This window comes from Bradyrhizobium sp. S3.3.6, from assembly GCF_040546905.1.
Classification (GTDB): Bacteria; Pseudomonadota; Alphaproteobacteria; order Rhizobiales; family Xanthobacteraceae; genus Bradyrhizobium; species Bradyrhizobium cytisi.
This window is the reverse complement of sequence record NZ_JBEPOT010000002.1, coordinates 596,646-619,401: the sequence shown is the minus strand read 5'-3', so window position 1 is coordinate 619,401 and position 22,756 is coordinate 596,646. Positions and strand designations below refer to the sequence as shown.

At 64.2% G+C, this 22,756-nt stretch carries 23 protein-coding genes and 1 tRNA gene; 5 read left to right on the top strand and 19 right to left on the bottom strand.

The genetic code is table 11. The features are described from left to right. The first annotated feature begins 6 nt into the window (after positions 1-6). The 3 genes from ABID59_RS07535 (at position 7) to ABID59_RS07525 (ending at position 3,068) form a co-directional block, all read left to right on the top strand. Positions 7-1,122, top strand: a complete 1,116-nt coding sequence (locus tag ABID59_RS07535; protein WP_354082956.1) for an AI-2E family transporter — start codon at positions 7-9, stop codon at positions 1,120-1,122. A gap of 155 nt (positions 1,123-1,277) precedes the next feature. Beyond that, positions 1,278-1,670, top strand: coding sequence for an NUDIX hydrolase (locus ABID59_RS07530; RefSeq protein WP_148749342.1), 393 nt, complete (start codon positions 1,278-1,280; stop codon positions 1,668-1,670). Positions 1,671-2,105: 435 nt separating this feature from the next. Next, a complete protein-coding gene (locus ABID59_RS07525; RefSeq protein WP_354082955.1) occupies positions 2,106-3,068 on the top strand; it encodes an alpha/beta fold hydrolase in 963 nt (320 codons plus the stop codon). 162 nt (positions 3,069-3,230) lie between these two features. On the opposite strand, the gene ABID59_RS07520 is transcribed toward ABID59_RS07525, so the two are convergent. From ABID59_RS07520 to ABID59_RS07470, 11 genes are all read right to left on the bottom strand, one after another. Next, positions 3,231-3,518 carry a YciI family protein gene (locus tag ABID59_RS07520; protein WP_354082954.1) on the bottom strand — a complete coding sequence of 96 codons (288 nt, stop codon included), beginning with the start codon at positions 3,516-3,518 and terminating at the stop codon, positions 3,231-3,233. A 287-nt stretch (positions 3,519-3,805) separates the two neighbouring features. Further along, positions 3,806-4,783 carry a sugar ABC transporter substrate-binding protein gene (locus tag ABID59_RS07515; protein WP_354082953.1) on the bottom strand — a complete coding sequence of 326 codons (978 nt, stop codon included), beginning with the start codon at positions 4,781-4,783 and terminating at the stop codon, positions 3,806-3,808. A gap of 43 nt (positions 4,784-4,826) precedes the next feature. Next, positions 4,827-5,804: an ABC transporter permease gene (locus ABID59_RS07510; protein ID WP_354082952.1), complete on the bottom strand. Its 978-nt coding sequence runs from the start codon at positions 5,802-5,804 to the stop codon at positions 4,827-4,829. Continuing rightward, positions 5,801-6,751: an ABC transporter permease gene (locus tag ABID59_RS07505; protein WP_354082951.1), complete on the bottom strand. Its 951-nt coding sequence runs from the start codon at positions 6,749-6,751 to the stop codon at positions 5,801-5,803. Before ABID59_RS07505 ends, ABID59_RS07510 begins: the two co-directional genes overlap by 4 nt. Next, positions 6,744-8,258, bottom strand: a complete 1,515-nt coding sequence (locus ABID59_RS07500; protein ID WP_354082950.1) for a sugar ABC transporter ATP-binding protein — start codon at positions 8,256-8,258, stop codon at positions 6,744-6,746. Before ABID59_RS07500 ends, ABID59_RS07505 begins: the two co-directional genes overlap by 8 nt. Further along, positions 8,255-9,646: an FAD-linked oxidase C-terminal domain-containing protein gene (locus ABID59_RS07495; RefSeq protein WP_354082949.1), complete on the bottom strand. Its 1,392-nt coding sequence runs from the start codon at positions 9,644-9,646 to the stop codon at positions 8,255-8,257. Before ABID59_RS07495 ends, ABID59_RS07500 begins: the two co-directional genes overlap by 4 nt. 63 nt (positions 9,647-9,709) lie before the next feature. Continuing rightward, positions 9,710-10,594, bottom strand: a complete 885-nt coding sequence (locus ABID59_RS07490) for an intradiol ring-cleavage dioxygenase (protein ID WP_354082948.1) — start codon at positions 10,592-10,594, stop codon at positions 9,710-9,712. A 16-nt stretch (positions 10,595-10,610) separates the two neighbouring features. After that, positions 10,611-11,513 carry an NAD(P)-dependent oxidoreductase gene (locus ABID59_RS07485; RefSeq protein WP_354034408.1) on the bottom strand — a complete coding sequence of 301 codons (903 nt, stop codon included), beginning with the start codon at positions 11,511-11,513 and terminating at the stop codon, positions 10,611-10,613. A 20-nt stretch (positions 11,514-11,533) separates the two neighbouring features. Then, a complete protein-coding gene (locus tag ABID59_RS07480) occupies positions 11,534-12,898 on the bottom strand; it encodes an amidohydrolase family protein (RefSeq protein ID WP_354082947.1) in 1,365 nt (454 codons plus the stop codon). Between the two features lie 4 nt (positions 12,899-12,902). After that, positions 12,903-13,982, bottom strand: a complete 1,080-nt coding sequence (locus tag ABID59_RS07475) for a maleylacetate reductase (protein ID WP_354082946.1) — start codon at positions 13,980-13,982, stop codon at positions 12,903-12,905. Next, positions 13,979-14,302 carry a Dabb family protein gene (locus tag ABID59_RS07470; protein ID WP_354034412.1) on the bottom strand — a complete coding sequence of 108 codons (324 nt, stop codon included), beginning with the start codon at positions 14,300-14,302 and terminating at the stop codon, positions 13,979-13,981. The genes ABID59_RS07475 and ABID59_RS07470 overlap by 4 nt, the downstream gene beginning before the upstream one ends. A gap of 107 nt (positions 14,303-14,409) precedes the next feature. On the opposite strand from ABID59_RS07470, the gene ABID59_RS07465 reads away from it, so the two are divergent. Next, positions 14,410-15,330 carry a LysR family transcriptional regulator gene (locus tag ABID59_RS07465; RefSeq protein ID WP_354082945.1) on the top strand — a complete coding sequence of 307 codons (921 nt, stop codon included), beginning with the start codon at positions 14,410-14,412 and terminating at the stop codon, positions 15,328-15,330. 15 nt (positions 15,331-15,345) lie between these two features. Here ABID59_RS07465 and ABID59_RS07460 read toward each other — a convergent pair whose 3' ends face one another. The 4 genes from ABID59_RS07460 to ABID59_RS07445 all read right to left on the bottom strand — a co-directional run bounded on the left by ABID59_RS07460 (position 15,346) and on the right by ABID59_RS07445 (position 16,715). Then, positions 15,346-15,636 (bottom strand): hypothetical protein, encoded by a 291-nt coding sequence (locus ABID59_RS07460; protein WP_354082944.1) that lies wholly within the window; start codon positions 15,634-15,636, stop codon positions 15,346-15,348. Positions 15,637-15,754: 118 nt separating this feature from the next. Further along, positions 15,755-15,994 carry a hypothetical protein gene (locus ABID59_RS07455; protein ID WP_354082943.1) on the bottom strand — a complete coding sequence of 80 codons (240 nt, stop codon included), beginning with the start codon at positions 15,992-15,994 and terminating at the stop codon, positions 15,755-15,757. A 140-nt stretch (positions 15,995-16,134) separates the two neighbouring features. Beyond that, positions 16,135-16,377, bottom strand: coding sequence for a hypothetical protein (locus ABID59_RS07450; RefSeq protein ID WP_354034416.1), 243 nt, complete (start codon positions 16,375-16,377; stop codon positions 16,135-16,137). A 167-nt stretch (positions 16,378-16,544) separates the two neighbouring features. Further along, entirely contained in the window at positions 16,545-16,715 is a 171-nt protein-coding gene (locus ABID59_RS07445; RefSeq protein ID WP_354082942.1) for a hypothetical protein, read from the bottom strand. Between the two features lie 280 nt (positions 16,716-16,995). Here ABID59_RS07445 and ABID59_RS07440 point away from each other — a divergent pair, with 280 nt between their 5' ends. Further along, a complete protein-coding gene (locus ABID59_RS07440) occupies positions 16,996-17,682 on the top strand; it encodes a hypothetical protein (RefSeq protein WP_354082941.1) in 687 nt (228 codons plus the stop codon). 523 nt (positions 17,683-18,205) lie between these two features. On the opposite strand, the gene ABID59_RS07435 is transcribed toward ABID59_RS07440, so the two are convergent. From ABID59_RS07435 to ABID59_RS07420, 4 genes are all read right to left on the bottom strand, one after another. After that, positions 18,206-18,523: a hypothetical protein gene (locus tag ABID59_RS07435; RefSeq protein ID WP_148749324.1), complete on the bottom strand. Its 318-nt coding sequence runs from the start codon at positions 18,521-18,523 to the stop codon at positions 18,206-18,208. 184 nt (positions 18,524-18,707) lie between these two features. Then, positions 18,708-18,783 (bottom strand) — tRNA-Lys (locus ABID59_RS07430). A gap of 273 nt (positions 18,784-19,056) precedes the next feature. Then, positions 19,057-21,717 carry a glycosyltransferase gene (locus ABID59_RS07425; RefSeq protein WP_354082940.1) on the bottom strand — a complete coding sequence of 887 codons (2,661 nt, stop codon included), beginning with the start codon at positions 21,715-21,717 and terminating at the stop codon, positions 19,057-19,059. Positions 21,718-21,939: 222 nt separating this feature from the next. Next, positions 21,940-22,533, bottom strand: a complete 594-nt coding sequence (locus ABID59_RS07420) for a beta-1-3, beta-1-6-glucan biosynthesis protein (RefSeq protein WP_148749302.1) — start codon at positions 22,531-22,533, stop codon at positions 21,940-21,942. Between the last annotated feature and the right edge of the window lie 223 nt (positions 22,534-22,756).

Here is a 22,756-nt window from a genome sequence, read left to right as displayed (position 1 = left end):
AAAGCCGTGCCTGTGAAAAGTCTGCGTCAGCTCCTGACGGGCGAGGACGTCATTCAGCTCGTGATCCGCCTCGGCCTGCTGGCGCTGCTGATCCTTTGGACGCTCTACATCATCAGGCCGTTCGTCCCGATCCTGGCCTGGAGCGGTGTGCTCGCGGTCGCGTTCTATCCGGCCTTCAGCTGGGTCGCCAAGATCCTCGGCGGCCGGCCCAAGACCGCGGCTGCGATCCTCACCCTGATCACGCTCGGCATCGTGCTCGGCCCGGCCACATGGCTCGGCGTGAGTGCCGTGGACGGGGGCAGGGAGCTGGCGCACCAGCTTAGCACCGGCGACCTCACGCTTCAGGCGGCGCCGGAGTCGATCAAGTCGTGGCCGGTGATCGGCCCGACGCTCTACGAGCTCTGGGACCAGGCCTATAACAACATCCGCGCCGTGCTGCGCGAGGTCGCGCCCTATCTCCAGCCGCTGGCCGGACCGCTCCTGGTGCTCGCGGGCGATGCCAGCCTCGGCACGCTCCAGTTCCTGGTCTCGGTGTTCGTGGCCGGCTTCCTGTTTCCGCACGGACCCCGGCTGGTTGCGGCCGGGCGCGCTTTCCTGTCCCGCATCGTGCCGGCGCAGAGCGAGCATTTTCTCGAGCTGGGCGGTGCCACCATCCGCGCCGTGGCGCAAGGCGTGATCGGCGTCGCCATCGTGCAGGCGCTGCTTGCCGGCATCGGCTTCAAGCTCGCAGCCGTGCCGAGCGCGGGCCTGCTTGCCTTCATCGTGCTGCTGCTGTCGATCGTGCAGATCGGCGCCTTCCTCGTGCTGCTGCCGGTGATCATCTGGATCTGGACCGCCAAGGACGTGACCACGGCGCTGGTGCTCACCGTCTTCCTCGTCATTGTCGGCTTCCTCGACACCATGTTGAAGCCGCTCGTGATGGGGCGCGGTCTCAACACGCCGACCATCGTAATCTTCGTCGGCGTGATCGGCGGCACGCTCGCCCACGGTATCGTCGGCCTGTTCATCGGGCCGATCATCCTGTCAGTGGCGTGGGAGATGGCGGCGGCGTGGATTCGGACCGAGGACCGGACCGCGGCTGCGAAGCCGAATGCGATGCCGCCAGCCGACGAGGCTCGCTAGCCGGGCAGCCCCGGCAGGTCGCCCGGACGTTTGCCGCACCTTGCATGCGCGTGGACAACGATGGGAGCCGACGGGTATCCGGGGCGGTCGCCGAACTTGTCTAATGACATAGACAAGTTACGATAGCCCGATTCTTTTCTCGGTTTGCGACAGGTATGGCGAAGTCCTCCAAGCTGGTTGCCGCCAAGCGCGGCAAGGTTCTGTTGGTCAGGCGACGGGTGGACGGCCTGTGGATGTTTCCGGGCGGCCGCAAGCGCGCACGTGAGACTGAGAAGGACTGCCTGCGGCGCGAGATCAAGGAAGAGCTGCCCAAGCTGAAGCTCGGCCGGATCAGCCTCTGGAAGGAAGTGAAAGCCAAGAACAAGCGTTCGGGCCGCAAGATGAGCGACGCGATCTTCATCGCCAAGAGCGCCAAGGGCCGGCTCGCGATCGGCGACAAGAAGGAGATCGACCGCGCCGCCTGGCAGAAGCCGCGCGGGATCCGCCTGACCGCAACCTCGCGCTACATCCGCGATCGCCTGTTTCCAAGGAAGCCGCGGCGGCGGTGAGCTTCTCAGGGTGTGACAAATCGTCCGGTCATTCCTCGCGACATGTGTGAACCGGTTCACAGACTGACGCGGAGACGGCTGCTACAAAGACGTCATTGCCTTACCAATCCATTTTCCTTGAAACGCCCCAGTGCTTCCGCGCACTGGGTTTTTTTCGCGTCGGGGGCATGATACTTCTCGTTACCGGAAGATTTGTAAGATCGATGCGCGGCTATGTCGTCGCCTTGCTCGCGCTCGGCACATTCGGGCGGCCGGCGTCCGAAACCCTTCACAGAAGCCGACCTTGCGTCGATGCTGCCGGAGGCGCGGTGCGGGCTCGAAAATAAATTCGTAGAGCATGTCGTTTTGGCGGTCCGCCGTTCGACCGGGTGTCGGCGGGGCCACTTCGGTTGTGGCTGGAGCTCACAATGTGACTGGATCTTACGGAGGTTGGCAATGACGATCTCGCATCGATTTATCGAGACAAATGGCATTCGAATGCACCTGGCCGAAGCAGGGAGCGGCCCCACCGTGCTTCTCTGCCATGGCTTTCCGGAGTGCTGGTATTCGTGGCGGCACCAATTGGAAGCGCTCGCTGCCGCCGGATATTGCGCCATCGCGCCCGACATGCGTGGTTACGGGCAGACGGACAAACCTGATGCGATCGATCAATACACTCTATTGCATTTGACCGGAGACATGGTCGGATTGCTCGACGCGATCGGCACGGATCAAGCAGTCGTTGTCGGACATGATTGGGGAGCGCCGGTCGCTTGGCGCTGCGCTCTGTTCAGACCGGATCGATTTAGGGCCGTCGTTGGCTTGAGCGTGCCGTTTCAGGTGCGTGGTCCCAACCGACCAAGCACCGTCATGCCGAGGACCGACAAGCAGCGCTTCTATCAACTGTATTTCCAGACGCCGGGCGTTGCCGAGGCAGAACTCGAAAAAGACGTCCACAACGCAATCAAGACGACATTGTTCGCCCTATCTGGCGATGCGCCGGTTGAAGATCCTGCGTCGCTCACGATGCTTCCTAGTGAGGGGGGGTGGCTTGATGGGAAGCCTACAACCCAATCATTGCCGACGTGGCTCACGGACAGTGATATCGAATTTTACGTTGAAGAGTTCAAGCGCACCGGCTTTGGAGGAGGTTTGAATTGGTATCGCAACATTGATCGCAATTGGGAGTTGCTCGCACCATGGTCCGGCGCAAAGGTTCAGGTCCCGGCACTCTATGTCGTTGGCGATCGAGACGGGGTTTACAGATCGCCGAGTTGGAGCCATCTCGTCCCCAGCCTGAAACAGTTCGTGCCCTTGCTTCGCGAGACAATAGTCTTGAAAGGTTGCGGTCATTGGACTCAGCAAGAGCGCGCCAAAGACGTAAGCAATGCGCTCCTGGAATTCCTGAAACAGTTATAGATCGCGAACGGGGACTTGCGTAGACGCGGAAAGCAACGCAATGTCGCGTTTCGGCCCATCTGCGACCTCGGGAAATGTCCGCATTTCGGCCGCTGTTGGTGGGTAACCGGACATCAGTTGGCTGGCCATCCAACAAGTGCACACCGATGGACGCGGCGCTGCTCAGCCTTGCCGCCGCAGGAAGCCGGTGATCGTGACCTTCTCCCAGATGCCGGCCGCGGCGAACGGATCGGCGTGATTGAAGGCCTCGACCTCGGCGCGGCCGGGCGCCTCGATCAGGAACAGGCTGCCGATCATGGTGGTGCTGTCGTCGGCGACCAGCGGTCCCGACATCACGATCTTGACGCCGTAGCGCGAGGTGTCGCCGAGGAAGGCCTTGTGGGCGTCGTAATTGGCAAGCCGCGTCGGCAGTGCGCCGGTGCGGTCGATGGCATGGATGGCAAACAGCATGATGTCTCCGGGAGTTCTGCAGGGTCATATGGCATTTTGCATGACCTGAGTGCGCGCCTCGTCCTTCGAGACGACCGCTTCGCGGTCTCCTCAGGATGAGGCTAAGCGGCATCGGTGCTTGTCAAAACTGCGGCCGCACACTCGGTCCTCATCCTGAGGGCCCGCCAACGGCGGGCGTCTCGAAGGATGGCCACAGGGCAATCGCTATCCTATGCGATCGCCCTGGGGATTTTTGGAGGACGGCTGTCATCTCAGCCGTCCCGGTGCTTGATCAGAACGGGCCGCGGCTACTTCGCGCCGAGCTTGCTGGCTTCCTCGAAGGTCGGACAGGTGCGTTGCTCGAGCGGCTGGTCGAACGGCTGGTAGTTGTCCTTGGTGATGACGGTCGGCTTCAGCACGATCTCGTTGACGATCGGCTGGTTGCGTAAGCTGCGGACCGCCATCATGGTGCCGAGGCAGCCCTGGAAAAATCCGTTGTAGTCGCCGCTGGCGAGCAGCTTGCCGGACTTGATGGCGTCGATGGCTTCCTTGGTGCCGTTGATGCCGATCACCTGGGCCTTGCGGTTGGCGCCGTCGAGCGCCTCGATCGCACCGACCGCCATCGCGTCGTTGGCGGCGAGCACGCCGTCGATTTGCGCATTCGACTGCATCAGGTTTTCCATCACTTGTAGCGCCTGGAGCCGCTGATAGTTGCCGGGCTGCGAGGCCAGGAGCTTGGCGCCCGGATTTTCCTTCAGCGCATCGTTAAAGCCGCGGACGCGATCGACATTGGTCAGCGAGCCCTTGACGCCCTCGATGATGACGATGTTGCCCTTGCCACTGAGCGTCTTGAGCAGGAAGCGCGCGGTCTCGAGCCCGAGGCTGTAATCGTCGGCGCCGACGAAGGAGAGGAATTTTCCGCCGGCGGAGCGGTCGGTGATGTTGACGACCGGAATTTTGGCGTCGTTGATCTTCTCGACGCCCGGCACCATCGCCTTGTAGTCGACCGGTGTGAACACGATCGCGCTCGGCTTCTTCACCACGACGTCCTCGATCTGGCTGAGCTGCTCGGGGATCGAGTCCGGCTTGGTTGGGATGTACTGGAGCGTCCTGGCGTTCAGCGTCTTCGCCATGTTGTCGGCGCCGACCCGCACCGTCTGGAAGAACGGGTTGGTCTGGTTCTTGGTGAACACCGCGATGGTCTCGCCGTCGGCGCGCGCCTGCGTCGTGAATGCGGCCGCCATCACGAATGGCAGTAATGCGAGATAGCCCAGTCTCTGCTTCATGTCGTCTCCATCCCCATTTTGGTTTGTTGGCTTGCCTAGAAACTCATTGACCGCGGCGGCGGGTCTTCATGTCGAGCCAGACCGCGAGAATGACGATGATGCCGGTGACGAGCGGTTGCCAGTTGGCACTGACCGCCAGCAGGTTCATCCCGTTCAGCACCAGCGTCAGGATCAGCGCGCCGATGAAGGTGCCGAACACGGTGCCGATGCCGCCGAACAGCGAGGTGCCGCCGATCAGCACGGCCGCAATCGCCGGCAGTGTCAGGCTTTCGCCGATATCGGCCTCGGCGGAATTCAGCCGGGACAGGAAGATGATCGAGGCAAGCCCCGCCATCGTGCCGGAGACGGCGTAGACCAGCAGCAGCCGCCGCGTGACCGGAATGCCGGAGAGGCGGGCGGCGACCGGATTGGCGCCGATCGCATAGATCTCCTGGCCCCAGATCGTGCGCTGGGCAAACAGCGTGCCGATGCCGAGGAACACCAGCAGCAGATAGACCGGGATCGGCAGGCCGAACAGATAGCCGCTGCCGATCTGGCGGAAGCCCGCGGGGAAGCCGTGCAGCGTCTCGCCCGCCATGTACCAGTAAGTCAGTCCGTTCAGCACCCAGAGCATGCCGTAGGTGGCGATGAAGGAGGGGATGCGCAGCGTTGTCACCATGATGCCATTGAGGAGGCCCACGATGCCGCCGCAGGCAAGCCCGGTCAGGATGCCGAGCGTCGCTGAGCCCGTGGTGTGGATCACGGTCCCAGCGACGCACGCGGACAGCGCGACATTGGCACCGACGGAGAGATCGAGGCCGGCCGTGAGCACCACCAGCGTCAGGCCCGAGGCGATGAAGAAGGTGAGGCTCGCCTGGCGCAGCACGTTGAGGATGTTGCCGAGGCTGAGGAAGGAGTCGTTCAGCACCGCCAGCACGGCGCAAATCAGGAAAACCGCGAGCAACCGATAGAACAGCTGGATCGCGTCCTGGGACAGGAACGAACGTGGCGGCGACAGGGGCTCCTTGGCGATGTCGGTCATGCCCGGCTCCTGAGGCCGTCGAGGAAGAGCGCGACGATGACGAGTACGCCGACGCTTGCGACCTGTACCGAGGAGGGCAGCGAGATCAGATTCAGCCCGTTGCGCAGCACGCCGACGGCGATGACGCCAAGGATGGTGCCGAGCAGCCAGCCATTGCCGCGCTCGAACGAGGTGCCGCCGACCGCGACCGCCGCAATCGCATCGAATTCGAGCCCGAGGCCCGCGGTCGGATGCCCCGAGTTCATCCGGGCGGTCATCAGCAGGCCGGCGATGCCGGCCATGGTGCCACCGATCGCGTAGACCGCGATCAGCAACTTGTTGGGCGAGAGGCCGGCATAGCGGAGCGCTTCGCGATTGCCGCCGAGCGCGAACACATAGCTGCCGAAGCGAGTGTGATAGAGCAGGCCGTGAAACGCCGCGTAGGTCACGAGCGCGATCACGATCGGCACGGGAATGCCGAGCAGCGTCGCCGAATAGATGTCGCGGACGCCATGGGGAATCCCGACCACGCTCTGGCCGTCGGAGACGATCAGCGACAGGCCCTGCGCCATGCCGAGGGTGCCGAGCGTGGCGACGAAGGGCGGGATGCCGAGGATGGCGACCAGCCAGCCATTGACGGTGCCGAAGGCCGCGCCGACCAGCACGCCGGCGCCCAGCCCAAGCAGCATCGATTGGGTCGCGAGCGAGACGATGGCGACGCAGAGCGAGGTCAGCGTCAGCACCGCGCCCATCGAGAGATCAAGCCCCTCGGTCATGATGATCAGCGTCATCGGCAGCGCCAGCATGGACAGGATGGTCGACTGCACCAGCACGTTGGAGAGATTGGCAGGGGTGAGAAATCCGGGCGCGATCGCGCCGAACAGCACGATCAGGGCGCCGAGCACGATGGCGACGCCGGGAATGCGCTGCAGCGGATTGGGTTGTGAAACGACCGCGGCCTCACGCATGATGCATCCCCAATCGCACGATGTTCTCCTCGGTCAGCTCGTTGCGCGTCAGATGTCCGGCGACGCGGCCCTCCCGCATCACATAGGCGCGGTCGCAGACATGGCAGATCTCGACCTGCTCGGAGGAGATCATCAGGGCTGCGGCGCCTTCGGCAACCAGCCGGTCGATCAGCGCAAAAATCTCGGACTTTGCGCCGACATCGATGCCGCGCGTCGGCTCGTCGAAGATGAAGAGTTTGGCGCCGGCGGCCAGCCATTTGCCGATCACGACCTTCTGCTGGTTGCCGCCGGACAGAAGACCGACGGTCTGGCGTGCGCTCGGCGTCGCGATGCGGAGCTGCCGGATCAGGCCGTCGGCGGCGCGCTGGCCGCTGCGCGGATCGAACAGCCCGCTCGGGAATAGTTTTCGCAGCGCCGAGACCACGAGATTGTCGCCGACCGAACGCAGCAGCGCGAGCCCCTCGCTCTTGCGGCTCTCCGGGATCAGCGCGATGCCGCGGCGGGCGGCCACATCAGGCTCGCCGGAGATCGGCTTGCCGTCGAACACGATCTCGCCGGAGGTGACCTGATCGGCGCCAAAGATCGCGCGCGCGACCTCGCTGCGGCCGGACCCCACCAGGCCGCAAAGGCCGACGATCTCGCCGCGTCGCACCTCGATATTGATGTCGGAGATACCAGTCGGCGAGGTCAGGTTCTTGACCTCCAGCAGCACCTCACCGGGCTTGTCGGCGAAATTGCGCGGATAGGTCATGTCGACGGTGCGGCCGACCATCATGCGGACGAGCTGGTCGGGCGTGACGTCGGCCGGGCGCACGCCGTCGATACGGCGGCCGTCGCGCAGCACCGTGATGCGGTCACCGAGCGAAAACACCTCGGCCATGCGATGCGAGATGTAGACGATGGAGACGCCATCGGCCTTTAGCCGCGCGATCAGCGCGAACAAGAGCTCGGTCTCGCGGTCGGACAGCGCCGCGGTCGGCTCGTCCATGACCAGGATGCGCGCGTTCTGGCTGATGGCTTTTGCGATCTCGACCATCTGCTGCTGGGCGACGCCGAGCGTGTTGACGATGATGGACGGGTCGATGTCGAAGCCGATCGTGTCGAGCAGGCGCCTGGCGTCGGCCAGGATCCTGCGGCGGTCGATGGTGCCGGGAATGCGGCCCTTCGGCTCGCGGCCGAGGAAGATGTTCTGGGCGATGTCGAGATAGGGGACGAGCGAGAATTCCTGGAAGATCACGGCGATGCCGAGCTTTTGCGCGTCGGCCGTCGAGGCGATCGTGACCTTCTTGCCCTCAAAGAAGAACTCGCCGGCGTCGGCGCTGTAGGCGCCGCACAGCACCTTCATCAGGCTCGATTTGCCCGCGCCGTTCTCGCCGAGCAGCATGTGGACTTCGCCGGGGTAGAGCGCAAAGGACACGTCGTCGAGCGCCTTGACGCCCGGAAACGTCTTGCTGATGCCGCGCAGCTCGAGCAGCGGCGTCGCTGCGGTCTCGCCGGGAGCGTTCATGGTCGTGCTCCCGCAAAGATCTTGCCGGGATTCATCAAGCCGTCGGGATCGAGCGCGGTCTTGATCGACCGCATCACGTCGACAGCTTCGCCGAGCTCGTCGGTGAGATAATCGATCTTTCCGAGCCCGATGCCGTGCTCGCCGGTGCAGGTGCCGTCCATGGCGATGGCGCGGGCGACCATGCGGGCCTGCAGCGCCTTGGCGCCGTCGATCTCCTCCGGCTTGGCCGGATCAACCAGGATCAGCATGTGGAAATTGCCGTCGCCGACATGGCCGACGATGGGCGCGGTGAAGCCGTGCTCGTCGGCGTCGCGGCTTGTCTCGGTCAGGCATTCCGCAAGCCGCGAGATCGGCACACAGACATCGGTGATGACGGCGCGCGCGCCGGGCCGGAGGCCCAGGCCGGCATAGAGCGTGTTGTCACGGGCATGCCAGAGCCGGCTGCGGTCCTCCGGCGCCTTGGCCCATTCAAAACCGCGGCCGCCATGCTCGGCGGCGATTGCCTGCGCCAGCTCGGCCTGCTCGGCGACGGCGCTCTCCGAGCCGTGGAATTCAAAGAACAGCGTCGGCGCCTCGCGATAGCCGAGCTTGGCGTAGGCATTGATGCCGCGCATCATGACGTCATCGAGCAGCTCGACGCGCGCCACCGGAATGGCGGCCTGGATGATGCCGATCGCGGTATCGACGGCGTTATGCAGGGTGTCGAAGCTGCACACCGCAGCCGAAATCGCCTGCGGCAGCGGATGCAGTTTCAGCGTGACCTCGGTGATGACGCCGAGCGTGCCTTCGGCGCCGACGAACAGCCTCGTCAAATCGTAGCCGGCCGCGGATTTGCGGGCACGGCGTGCAGTGCGGATCACGCGACCGTCGGCCAGCACCACCTCGAGCGCCATGACGTTGTCCTTCATGGTGCCGTAGCGCACTGCCATGGTGCCGGAGGCGCGCGTGGAGGTCATGCCGCCAATCGAGGCATCCGCGCCAGGATCGATCGGGAAGAACAATCCGGTGCCGCGCAGCTCGGCATTGAGCTGCTTGCGGGTGATGCCGGGCTGCACCACGACATTCATGTCGCTGTCGTGCACGGTCAGCACCTTGTTCATGCGCGCGAAGTCGATGCAGACGCCGCCTTCCACCGAGGATGCGTTGCCCTCGAGCGAGGTGCCGGCACCGAACGGCACGATCGGCATGCCGGCGCCGGCGCAGAGCTTGACGATCTCGGCGACCTCTGCAGTCGTCTCCGGATAAACGACGATGTCCGGCGGCAGGGCGCGATAATAGGATTCGCTCTGGCCATGCTGGTCGAGCACGCCGCGCGCGATGGTCGCACGCGGACCGATCACGCCTTGGAGGCGTTCAGCCAATGCGGCACTAGTGACCCGCGGTCCCATCGTCTCTCCCTGTCGTCCGTTCTTGTCGCGGACTGTTGTCAGTCCGTCGAGTCGACATTCGGCTTACGCCGCCTGCGGGTTGCTTGCGGCCCGCTTCAGGCCAAAATCATAGTTGAGGTGGAAGTAGGCGGCATCCACCATGCGACCATCCGGCGCACGGCCGGCCGGGCAACGCACGAAGTCGTGGATCAGGCTATCCTTGACGCCGAACACCACGTCGCTGTCGAGATATTTGTCGCCGGCGACGAACACATGCGTCACGAGCTGCTCGAAGCCTGGCGCCGAGATCATGAAGTGCACATGCGCCGGACGCCAGGGATGGCGGCCCTGCGCTTCCAGCATCTCGCCGACCGGGCCGTCATGCGGGATCGGATAGGCCGCGGGCTTGATCGACCAGAAATGGAAGCGGCCGTTGGCGTCGGTGTGGAAGCGGGCGCGCATCGCGAGATCGCCGATCTCGTCGAGCTGCTGCACGTCGTAATAGCCGTCATTGTCGGAATGCCAGACGTCGACCACGGCGCCTGGAAGCGGCTTTCCGTCGACGGTCGAGACCGAGCCGGTGACGATCATGGGATCGCCTTCCATGCTGCCCGAGATATCGTCGCCGTTCTGCTTCTCGGGTGCGGCCTGGACGAAGAACGGGCCGAGCACGGTGGTCTCGGTCGCGCCTTCCGGCACTGGGTGGTTGATCGCGTCGACCAGCATGGAGACGCCGAGCGTATCCGACAGCAGGATGAACTCCTGGCGCTTGTCGTCGCACATGTGGCCGGTGCGGGTCAGGAAGTCGATGCCGTATTCCCATTCCTTCTGGGTCGGCCTGATTTCGCGCACGAAGGCGTGGAGGTGACGCACCAGGGCTTCGCTGACCTGCTTGATCCGCGGATCGGTTGCGCCCGCGATGCGCTCGAGCACGGCGTCGGTGATGTTGGTCTCGCTGAAATTACGCAAATTCTGCCTCCGTCGATCAGAGTTTGGGCTCGCCAAGGCCCGAGAGACGTTCGAGATGCTTGACGGTCGCGATGAAGTCGGTCTCGCCGTCGCCCTGCGCAACCAGCGCGCCGTAGGTCTCGCGCACCTGAGCCGCGAGCTGCAGCGGCACGCCGACGGCATGGCCGGCGCCGAGGATGAGATCGAGGTCCTTGGCCATCTGCTTGCAGGAGAAGCTGGAGACGAAGTCGCGCGTTCGCAGCGGCGCGGTCTTGTACTTCACCATGGGGGAAGCGACCGCACTCTCATCCAGCACTTTCAGAATGTCCTGCCAGCCGATGCCGCCCTTGCGCGCCAGCGCCAGGCTCTCGGCCATCATTGCTGCCGAGACCGCGATCATGAGATTGACCGCGAGCTTTGCGTAACGCGCTTCCTCGCGCGCGCCGAGATAGGTCTGGGCCCGGGTGAAGCTCGCAAACAGCGGCTTGGCGCTCTCGAAGGCATCGTTGGGCCCGGAGACGAAGCAGCTCAGCGCGCCGGTATGGACGATGCTGGCGTTGCCAGAGACCGGCGCCCGCAGATACGAAATCCCGCGGGCCTGTGCCGCGGCATCGACTTCGGCGGAGGCTTCGGCGCTGACCGTGCTGGTCTCGATCAGCACCGCCTTCGGCGCCATCGCGCCGATCAGCCCGGTCGGGCCGAGCATCACCGCGCGCAAGGCGGCGTCGTCGGGGAGCGATGTGATGACCACAGGCCGGCCGTTGACGGCCTCAGTGGGTGAGCTTGCGACAGCGATGCCGTGCTCGCGCGCCTCGTTGATCCGCGCCGCGCTCTGGTCGAAGGCGGTAACGGCATAGCCGGCCTTGGCGACGAGAAGCGACATCGGCAGGCCCATCTTGCCAATGCCGATGAACGCGACCTGTTTGCTTGCATCAGTCATTTCTTGTTGTCCGTTGGCCGCTATCTGGCGGCGTGGCCTTGTTGTTCGATATCCCGCACCAGCCGCTGACCGGATTGCGCGAGCAGCTCCTTCTTCCGGTCGAGCCCGTCGACCAGTAATCGTCCGTTCCGCTTCTTCCAGCGGCCTCCGATCATCACCGCCTCGATATTGGCAAGGCTCGTCTGCATCACCACGGTGGCGACGGGATCGTGGACCGGGAAGAGATTGAGATCGTCGGCATTGATCATCACGAGATCGGCGAGTTTTCCGGGCGTCAGCGAGCCGATCTCGCTCTCGCGGCCGAGCATGCGCGCGCCCTCGGTGGTGATCCATGCCAGCGCCTCGCGCGCGGGAATCGTGGTCGTCGCCGGAATGGCGCCCTCGTTCTTGCGCATCTCCGCATTGTCGAGCGCGCGCTGCATCGACAGTGCGATGCGTGCGGCGGAGAAGAGATCGCCTGCCAGCACGGATTCCAGGTCGATCCCGATGGTGGGGCGCACGCCGCGCTTGAGCAGCCGTCCGGTGATGGGAAAGCCGTGGCCCTGGATCATCTCGTTTTCGGGGGTCACCGAGAAGGTGACGCCAAGATCGATCAGTCTTTGCAGGAGATCATCGGGCAGGTCGTTGCCATGGACGATGTTGACGTGGGGACCGACGAGGCCGGCCTCGATCAGCTTCTCCCAGCCGCCTTGTGTTTTCGCGGGACCACCGCCCTGATGCATCGAGGCGATCAGGCCGAGCTCCCGCGCCAGCTGAAAATCATGCAAGGACACGTCGAGCGTCGAATAATGCGGACCGAGAATGGCAAGCCCGAGCGTCACGAGCCCATCGCGGTCGGCGAGGGGACCTGCCAGCAGCCGCTCGATCTCGCGGCGCGGATGCGGCACCTCGGAGAAGTGCGGCTCGCCCGGCTTCGGCTCGGGCTTGGGTGAGCCGTGGAAGAAGGCGGCGCGGATGCCGCTCTCGAGCAGGCCGCGCACGGCTGCGTCGGTATGGGCAGGCGTCGGGTTGTTGTGGCACCAGTCGACCAGCGTGGTGGTGCCGCAATTGATCTGGTTTAGGGCGCCGACGAGGGTGGCGATGTAGATGTCGTCGGGGGCGAACAAGGTCGCGAGCCCGGCATGCATGCGGCGGAAATATTCGAGCAGCGTCCAGTTCGCGGCATACCCGCGCAGCGCCGTCTGCCAGGTGTGCATATGCGCGTTGATGAGCCCGGGGATGACGATGCGGCCGCGGCCGTCGACGACCTCGGCATCAGCGGCTTCAATACCGGGACGCACCTCGGCGATCCGCCCGTTCTCGACCAGCACGTCGCCGACACGGAGATCGCCGATCGAAGCGTCCATGCTGATGATCGTTGCCGACTGGATCAGGGTGCGCCGCATGTCGTCAGGCCGCTGCTTTGGTTGCGGCCGGCGGCTCGCCCGCCCAGGCGCGCGCAATGAGGTCGCGGATGGCGTTGCGCTCGAGCGGACGCGGATTCCAGTAGGCATTGGTCACGGCGAGGTCGGCCGCCTTGTCGATGCCGCTCTCGGGCATGCCGATGTCGCGCAGCGCAACCTTGGCTCCTAATCGCCTGGCGAGATCGTAGAGCCCCTGCGCCGCATCGGCCGCAGCGATCGCGCGGGCGATCCGCGTCATCGCGTCAGGCACGGCCGGTGCGTTGTAGGCCAGCGCATGCGGCAGCACGATGGTGTGCGTCTCGGCATGCGGGAGGTCAAAGGTGCCGCCGAGGGTGTGGCAGAGCTTGTGATGCAGCGCCATGCCGACGGTGCCCAGGCACACGCCGCATAGCCACGCGCCATAGAGTGCGTCGCTGCGGGCGGCGCGATCGTCGGGCTTGGCCGCAATCGCGGGCAGGGCACGCGCCAGCGCGCGGATGCCTTCTTCCGCCATCAGCGAGGTCACCGGATTGGTGTCGCGCGCATAAAGCGCTTCGACCGCGTGGGCGATGGCGTTGATGCCGGAGGTGGCAGTGAGCCCGACCGGCAGCGTCAGCGTCAGGTCGACGTCGTAGATCACGGTCTCCGGCAGCACGGCGGCGTCGCGCACCGTGGTCTTCAGGCCGTTTTCAGTCTGACCGAGGATCGGCGTCATCTCCGAGCCGGCATAGGTGGTGGGAATGCAGAGCTGGTTGACGCCGGTCCGCAAGGCGAGCGCCTTGCCTAGTCCCGTCGTCGAACCGCCGCCGAGCGCGACCACGCAGTCGGCATCGCAACCTTTCATCGCCGCGATTGCACGCTCGGTCACCTCGACGGGCGTGTGCATCGTGGCGCCGGCGAAGATGCCGGCATAGAGCGGGCCGAGCGCTGCGCCGAGTGCTGTACCTTGCGCTTCCTGCTGCGGCGTCGTCAGCACCAGCGCGCGCTTGCCGCCGAGGCGCTCGACCTCGGCTTTGGCCGCGGCAAGCGTCCCGCTCCCGAACACGACGCGGCAAGGCAGATTTTCAAAGGTGAATGAACCGATCATGCGCCGGTCTCTTTGACGGGATAATCGACCTGGAAGCGCCCGATCCGCAAGTCGCCGAGTTCTTCCCGCACCCGCAGATGTTCCGGATGGGTGGCGTAGGCCTTTAAGGCGCTGCTGTCGGTAAACTCGGAGACGAGGACAACGTCGCAGGCATAATCGACATCGCTGATGTCAGCGCCAACCTCGATATGGGTGAGGCCGTCGATCCGGCCCCGGAGGCCTTCGAACAGGGTTTTGACCTTGGTCCGGGCGGCCAGGCGCTCAGCCTGGGTCTCCCCGCGCAGCCGCCACATCACGATGTGCTTGATCGGACCCGACATTTCCTAAATTTCCTCGCCTGCGATCTTGCTTGTTGGCGCCATTTTGCCTTGCAGAAATCGGAAATAAAGACCAAAAATCGTAAGTCTCTTTTCCATTATGAGGAAGAATGGACCGGCTTCTCCAGCTCGAGGTGTTCTCCAGGACGGCCGAGCTCGGCAGCCTCTCAAAGGCCGCCGACGCCTTGCGGATGTCGAACGCCGCAGCGAGCCGGCACCTGCGCGCGCTGGAGGAGCGGCTCGCGGTCCGGCTGATCGAGCGCAACACGCGCCGGCAGTGGCTGACCGAAGCCGGGCAGGAGCTATTGCAGCGTTGCAGCACGCTCTTGAATGAGCTCGCCGAAGCCGAGGACGCCGTCAGTGACCGCGCGCTGTCGCCGAAGGGCATGCTGCGCGTCACGAGCTCGCTGTCGTTTGCGATGATCTACATGGCGCCGATGCTGCCGGCGTTTCGCAAGCTCTATCCGAAGCTCGACGTCCAGATCACCGCCGCCAACCGCTATCCTGATTTCATCGAGGCCGGCATCGATGTCGCGATCCGCACGCGAGAGCAGGAGCCGGATTCCAACATCATCATCCGCCGCATCGGACAGATGCGCCGCGTACTTGCGGCCGCGCCGTCCTATCTCGCGGCGCATGGCGTCCCCGAGCATCCCGCCGATCTCGCGCGTCACGACATGCTGGTCTACAACCTCGCCAACGATCCCTATTCGCTGCGACTGAGCCAGGGCAGCACGACGCAGACCGTCCGCATCGCGCCGACGCTCGACAGTAATGACGGCCAGATCATCTGCGGCGCCGCGCGCGCGGGGCTCGGCATCCTGATCCAGCCGGTTTACATCGTGCAGAGCGACATCGCGTCCGGCAAGCTCGTGCCGGTCCTGACCGACTGGGAACTGCCGCTGTTGACGATGAACGTGGCCTACCAGAACCGCGTCCGGCTGCCGGCGAAGATCAGGGTGTTTTCGGACTTTCTGGTCGACCACATCCGCGCGCATTCGGATACCGGGATCTGGATCGAGGCGACGTAGTCGGCCCGCCGGGCGCTAGTCCGATCGCTCCTGCACCCGCGTCCGTCCGATGGACGACCGCGACCGGGGAGCGGCGCGCGGTTCGGGCGAGGCAGAGCGCCCGGCTGCATCGGCCTCGTACTGTTCCTTGCGGGCCTTCCGCGCGTTTCGCATCGCGCGCTTGATGAACGGATGTTGCGAGTCCTCGGCGAAGAACAACACGACTTCGCAACCGGGGCACTGCCTGGAGTAGCCGTCCTGCAACCGGCCTGCACGATCGCGAAACATCGTCTTGCAGCGCGTGCACTGGACCTGGACGAAGCTCATCGGGGACAATCAATGATGATTGGAAATCGGCAGTCACGGTGAGCCGAATGTCTGAAGAAAGCCTGAAAGCCGGTTGCGAGTTTGGCGCGCGTCTTGCGGCGCAACCGGCTGCGCGCCGCTATTGTTTCGCCGCCATCGCATCCAGGCAGTGGTTGAGATAGTCGGTCCGATCTCGCAGCAGCACTTTCGCCAGATCCGCCTTCAGGGCGCATTCGCGCTGACGGATTTGCTCGGCGCGGCGCTTTTCGGCCGCCTCGCGGTATTCGGGTGCAACCTTGCTGGGATCGACGAGAGCCTGGGATCGGGCGGGCGCCATGGCAAGCAGCGCGACGGCTGCGAAAATAATAACCTGTTTCAAATGAGCCTCCGTAAAAGGCTCATCCTAGCGCCTGGTTTCGGAAGGCTCAAACGGCAAGTGTATTGGGGCCGATCAACAACGCAGCCTGCCTGACCCAGGTGACTGGCTTGATGATTGCGAAGTTGGCCGGGCGACCTTCGTCACTTCGGGACGTGGTCGATCTTGTGCCCCAAATGCCCGGTGTCGTGATCGCGACGCAGCTGGCTCAGCGACGTCTCGTTCAACTGATGCAAGACCTCGCTTAGCGTTGTCGCATCCGGGTAGCCGGCCGCAAAGCCCTTGCCGTAGATCTTGCGCAACGTGCCGACCAGCGTGTTGCCGTGCTTCTTGCTGATCGCGCCGTCCTTGTCCCGATGGCGACTATCCAGGCCAGCTTCCTTCATGTGTCTCTCCCCGTGCGGCGTCTGCGCGCCTGACGTGAGCGTGCTCCCAAAAGAGTTGATTGGCAACGGTGGGGCCCGCGAGAGTTGCACCTCAGCAAACGCCGCAACAACGCCTCGTCCAAATGTTGTGGCCGAGACGGCTAAGTCGCTTGCGCGGTAGGTGGAAGCTAGGCTGCCTGCTCCTCAAACGACGTGTAGACCCGGCCCTTGGGATCGACGATCTGAACGTCACGGCACCCGTCCTCGATCAATTCCCTGGCCTTCTTGAGGGCGGCGGCGAGTGACTCGCGCTTCAGGTTGACGACGCCTGCCGTGTCGAAACCGGTGATTTCAAACATGCCGCTCCTCCGTTTGATCGAATCCTACACCTTTCCGGCGGGTTGTCTCCTGGCTTTTTTTGGCAGGGCGGGTGGAACAGAACGTAAGGTCTGCCACCGCAATTCCATCGCATCGCCCCGTAGTCGGCCGGAGTGGATGGACATGCCTGGCGGCCACGTCGCTAACTTGGAATTAATCCGAAAAGCCCACAATTTTTGGCAGTTGTAGGTGGGTGCTGCGTAAAGGAGGCGTCGCGAGGACGTTCCGGCGACGGCCTCCTTTTGCTCGCTCATGAGGTCAATGCGCATGACCACGACATCCGAAATGCTGGGCTTCGCCGAACACCTCGATGCCGCAGCACTTGCAGCCGCAGCATTCGAACCCCAAACCGAACACGAAGCCGAACACGAAGCGGCGGAAGCTCCAGCACCGGGCAAGCGGTCCAGCCGGAAATCGGTCCTGGCGCTGTCGGTGTGTGCTCTGGCGATCAATGGCGCGGCGGCCATCTATACATCGCCGTTTGATCTTCCGTCGCCGAACATCAGCAGCTTGGCAGCGCTGCTTCCGCGCCAGGAAGAGCCCGTCGCAAAACCGGATCCGATTGTCGCTGCCCTGAGGGACATCCAGTCGGCCCAGCAGCAGCAAGCCGCCTCGCTGCAGGAGATCAATTCCTCGTTGCAGCAAAATGCGGCTCTGCGGCAGCAGGATTCAACGACCCTCTTTTCTCTCCGACAGAGCATCACGGACGAACGGGGCGACGTGAAGAAGATATCGCCGCAGCTTTCGACGCTGATCGCGAAGATCGACTCGCTGCAAACTGCAATGACGTCGGACGTGACGTCCTCGATTCGAAGAGCGCATGCTCGCTATGGACTGTCCGCAGCGATGCGCAAACGGATGGTTCGGCAGTCGAAATCTATCGGGCCCATTTCGGTTGGAGGCGCGCCACTGACTGCGCCGGCGACAGTTGCAGCCCCGGAAAGCTGAAGGTACCTGGCACGCCAGGCGCTCCCGGCGCTCTGATCCGCAATTGAATCGGCAGCCGGGAGCATCGGGGGCTGGAAAGCGAGCCGTGCCAAGTTCGCCCTTTTACGATCATGGGTAGAACAGCCGACTCCGGTAGTCATACGGAGTCCATTTTCGGAACGGGGTGTTCTACTGTGAGAACACCGGCGAGATTTGAGTACCGACCATTTTTCTAGTTGTCCGGGATGGCCGCAGCGGGGGCTGGAACCACCCTGCGGCCTTTCCCCATTTTGAAGACGGTCATTGATCCCTCTTCAACTTCCGCCGGCCCCCCAACGGCTCTTTGCAATTCGGGTTAAACTCATAGTGTCGGTTCAGCGCACGCATGACGCCGATCCGCGCGAACAGCGTCGGGCCGCCGCGCTCGACCACCAAGAGCTTCCATCGCCACACGCCACTCCGGTGCTTCGTGCTCCGCGTTGTGGGTGTGGCAAAGCGGCCAGGCACAGGAAGCACTCAAAGCTGCGCTTTACGAAGCTGTCGCTCAGTGCCTCGCCGCTCTCTCAAGGAATTCCAACATCGAGGGCGCCACGTCCTCGAATTCGACGAAGCGACGGCGCAGCTCATCCGCGATATCCGTGGTCACATCGCGCGACCATCCCTCGGTCGTGTTGAAGGCGACGATGCGAGCTGGACGAATGTAATGGCCTTCGATCAGGTGCCGCAGCAGAGTCGCGCGGTTGCTGTCCTCTTCTGCCGTTTCGGACCAGGCCCGCCCCAAACGGCCGCCGAAGTCCTCAAGCACAAGATAGACATCGTGGCTTGCCGCACTCTGCGGCACGATGGATGGAGACTGACCCATGAGAACGCCGCTGGCTAAAGTTCCCTTCCGGACCGAACCTGATCCCAAACGGTGGAAAAGGCTACGGCTAAAAAGGGTTAGTTAGATAGGCGGCCGTACTCCCAACGTGGCGCGTTCCCGCGCTGCTCGGCCCGCCGCGTTTCTTGGGCGATGGCGGATTGGGGCGCAAGTTTTTGGTTTCGTGTGGTGAGCGCGCTGGGGCTCGAACCCAGGACCCCGTGATTAAAAGTCACGTGCTCTACCGGCTGAGCTACGCGCTCCCATGGCCGCCGATGGCTTCAGAAATCAATCGCCATCGTCTTCGGACATTTGGAAAAGCATGTCTTGCCGCCGCGTTTGACTGAAGTGCTGCGGGGAAAACCGGCTGTTTCCGGATCATGCTTTCGGCCCGCGCTGTGTAGGGGGATGGGGCGCGGAGGTCAATAGCGCGCGCGGCTGCCGAAGATCGCGCCAGAGGCGGGGATTTGCGCGACATTTCCATCGCTTAGCCCGGGATTTTCAACCCGATTGGCGGCCGGTCATCCACGCCGAAGTCAGTTCGCCTCCCGCCGCACCTCGCTCGGCACCGGCTGCGCGTTGCCGGGCGCCGGCAGGGCGACCGGGCGCAGGCCGATCAGCTCGGCGGTGCGGATCGCGCTGTCGCGCCAGAATTGGAACGAGTTGATGCGGCTGAGCTCGAGGATCGCAATCGCGACCGCGGCCAGGAACGGCAGGCTCTGCAGCACCAGGACGCCGGCGAAGATATAGATCTCGGTGATCTGCCTGAAACTGTTGGAGGCGATCAGCACGCCAGAGCCGATCAGGAGCAGGGCGCCGATCACGGCCTCCCAGAACGCCTGGAACTCGATCGACATCCTGGACAGGCCGCCCTTGGAGGTGCGCGCGAAGGCGATGTGCTCGGTGATCAGTCCTTGCGCGACTGCACGCGAGACCGTCCATTGCACGCTCATCGCGGCGATCATGGCGCCCAGCATCTGGCCGGGCTTGATCGCGACGCGCGCGCGGTACATCGACAGGAAGTGCGCGAGCGAGACGACGAAGGCGCCGATGATCGGCAGCGTCAGAATCTTGTCAGGGATCGCGATGTCGGCGAAGGCGACGATCGGCACCCAGATGAGGTTGAGCAGTGCCACGACCACGCCGAGACTTTCGGCCCCGAGCCAGTTCAGCCAGCCAAGACCATATTCGCGCTTCTGGTCGGGCGTGAGCCGGCTCCGGCCCGGCAGGAACTGCCGCCAGTGCTTCTTCACGATCTGGAGGCCGCCATAGGCCCAGCGGTGGCGCTGCTTCTTGAAGGCCTCGTAGGTGTCGGGCAGCAGGCCCTGGCCGTAGCGGTGGTTGGTGTAATGGGTGGTCCAGCCGAGCTCCTGGATCGCAAGCCCGAGATCGCTGTCTTCGCAGATCGTGTCGGATGACCAGCCGCCGGCCATGTCCATCGCGGCGCGGCGGATCAGGCACATCGTGCCGTGCACGATGACGGCGTTGAGCTCGTTGCGCTGGACCATGCCGATGTCGAAGAAGCCGGCATATTCGCCGTTCATGATGTAGTGCATGATCGACAGATCGCCGTCGCGGTGCTCCTGCGGCGCCTGCACGAGGCCGACGCGCGGGTCGGCGAAGGCCGGCACGAGGTCCTTCAGCCAGTCGGGCTCGACGACATAGTCGGCATCGAGAATGCCGATGATTTCGGCATCGGCGGCGGTGCGGTCCATGGCGATGCGCAACGCGCCGGCCTTGAAACCCTGCACCTTCTCCGCGTTGATGAACTTGAAGCGTTCACCGAGCGCGCGGCAGTGGTCCTGGATCGGCTGCCAGAAGGCGGGATCGGGCGTGTTGTTGATGATGACGACGCATTCGTAGTTGGGATAGTCGAGCCGCGACAGCGCATCGAGCGTCTGCTTGAGCATGTCGACCGGCTCGAAATAGGCGGGGATGTGGATCGAGACCTTCGGGCAGTAATTCTCGGGCACGTTCTCGACCGGCTTGCCCTTGGCGAGCAGCCGCTGCGGCGGCCGGCCGAACGCGACGGCCGCGATCTCGTCGATCCGGGCCATCGCGATGAGGACAAGGGGAACAAGAAGTATCATGCCGAGCGTCAGCGCGAAGGCCGATCCGAAGAGGAAATAATGTCCGTTCCAGAACGCGAATACGGTCGCGGCCCAGGCGCCGACGCCGTTGGCGGTGGCCGACAGCAGAAACGACTGCCTGGCGGTCGGCTGCTCCAGCCGCAGGATCGGCAGCGACAAGAGGATGCCGACCAGCAGCGCGATGGTCATCAGTTTCCAATAGTCAGGATTCTCGACCGGGCCGGTCCAGGCGAATTTCGGCTCGCGGCTGGCGTTGAGGATGCCCCAATAGGGACCGACGCCGCCTTCAAAGTATTTCCAGGGCTGATCGATGGCTTCGACGATGTTGTATTCCATGCCCAGCGCTTCGGCGCGGCTGACGAAATTGCGCAGCGTCAGCGCCTGCTGGAACGGACCTGGATCTGCATTGCGCAGATTATAGCCCGCGCTCGGCCAGCCGAATTCGGCGATGACGATGCGCTTGCCCGGGAACTGGTTGCGCAAGAGGTTGTAGCGGTCCACGGCCTGATCGACCGCCTGGTCCGACCGGAAGTTTTCCCAATAGGGCAGGACGTGCGCGGCGATGAAATCGACGTTGGAGCCGAGGTCGGGGTTGTCGCGCCAGATGTTCCAGATCTCGCCGGTGGTGACGGGCACGCGCACCGCACTCTTCACCCGCTTGATCATCTCGATGAGGTCTTCGACCTTCTGCTCGCCCCGGTAGATCACCTCGTTGCCGACGACAACGCCGTTCACGTTGCTGTTCTTGCGCGCAAGCTCGATCGCGGCCTTGATCTCGCGCTCGTTGCGCTCCGGGTCCTTGCCGATCCAGGCGCCGACCGTGACTTTGAGCCCGAACTCGGCGGCGATCGGCGGCACCAATTCGTTGCCTTCCGTCGCCGAGTAAGACCGAATCGCACGCGTGAGGGTCGAGAGCTTTTTCAGATCGGCACGTATCTTGTCGGGGTCGAGGTTGTTGTCGACAATATGTCCCGGTTCGAACGGCGTATAAGACAGGCTGGGCAACAGGCCCTTGAAATCAGGCGCGGGTTCCTTGTCGCGCAGGACTCCCCAGAGGCCGGCGTGGAGCATGGACACGAGCAACAGAACGGCGGCGACAACGCGCATCGCGGCTAAACCAAAAGGGGCTGAGGGGGCAGGGAAGCGGATCCGACCCCGAGATCCGACCAAGTCCACGGCAAAGGGAGCATACCTCTGCCGCACGGTTTCTCAACTGTCATGGCCTCATGTCCTTATCAGGGCATGGCCTTGTCCGGTCCGGTCAACGCGCGGCAGTGCCGTCTGTTGCTATCGCCGATCGTTCCTGAACGGAGGCTGAAACGATCGCGGCTATTTCTGGGGTGCCGGCGACGGGCTTGCCGCAGGCGTGGGGCTCGCGGCCGGCTGGGGGGCTTGCGAATTGCCGGTGGTCGGCGCCGGCGGCTGCGATGCCGCGGCGGCCGCCTGCTGCGGCTGGGAAGCCGGGTTGATCCAGCAAGCGTGGACACGGCTGTCCAGGGTCTCGGCAATCTTGGGATCGATCTGGGCGCCGAAGCGGGTCAGGCAGCGGAACGCCGCCTGGATGTGGCCGCCGGGGCAGCCGAAGCGGTCATAGAGGTCGAGATGGCGGAATGCGGTATCGAGGTCATCCCGCCACATCAGCCGCACCACGCGCCGGCCGAGCCAGACGCATTCGGGGTTGCCGGCCGGGCCGTTGATGACTTGAGCAGCTTCCGCGAACTCGTCGGTGCGGCGCTGGTTCTGGGCCGCGTCCTTGGCGGCGTCGGCGGGCTGGGCGGCAGCCTTGCCCTGGTCAGGGGCGGGCGAGCCGCTCTGGGCCGAGGCGCCACCAAGATTGGCCAGGAGGACAAGGGAGGAGACGGCCAACGTGGCGGCGAACTGCCGCAGGACCGCATTTCGTAACTCGAACACCCGTCGCCGCATGAATTCCCCAATATCTCAGCCGCTCGTCCGCGCGGAAGGACCTCGCGGACGCCGAGACGTGATGGCGTCCAAATGGGTCTCCAATGCGGCGGAAAAGTCCCGCAAAATCCAATGACCTGTAATTGGATTTTTGTCCAGCAAAGTCACGATCCTAGGGCCCGGTCGAACGGCCGCAGCCCAATCCGTCGGGGAGAGCGCGCAGCCGACCCGGGTACCCCCTTGG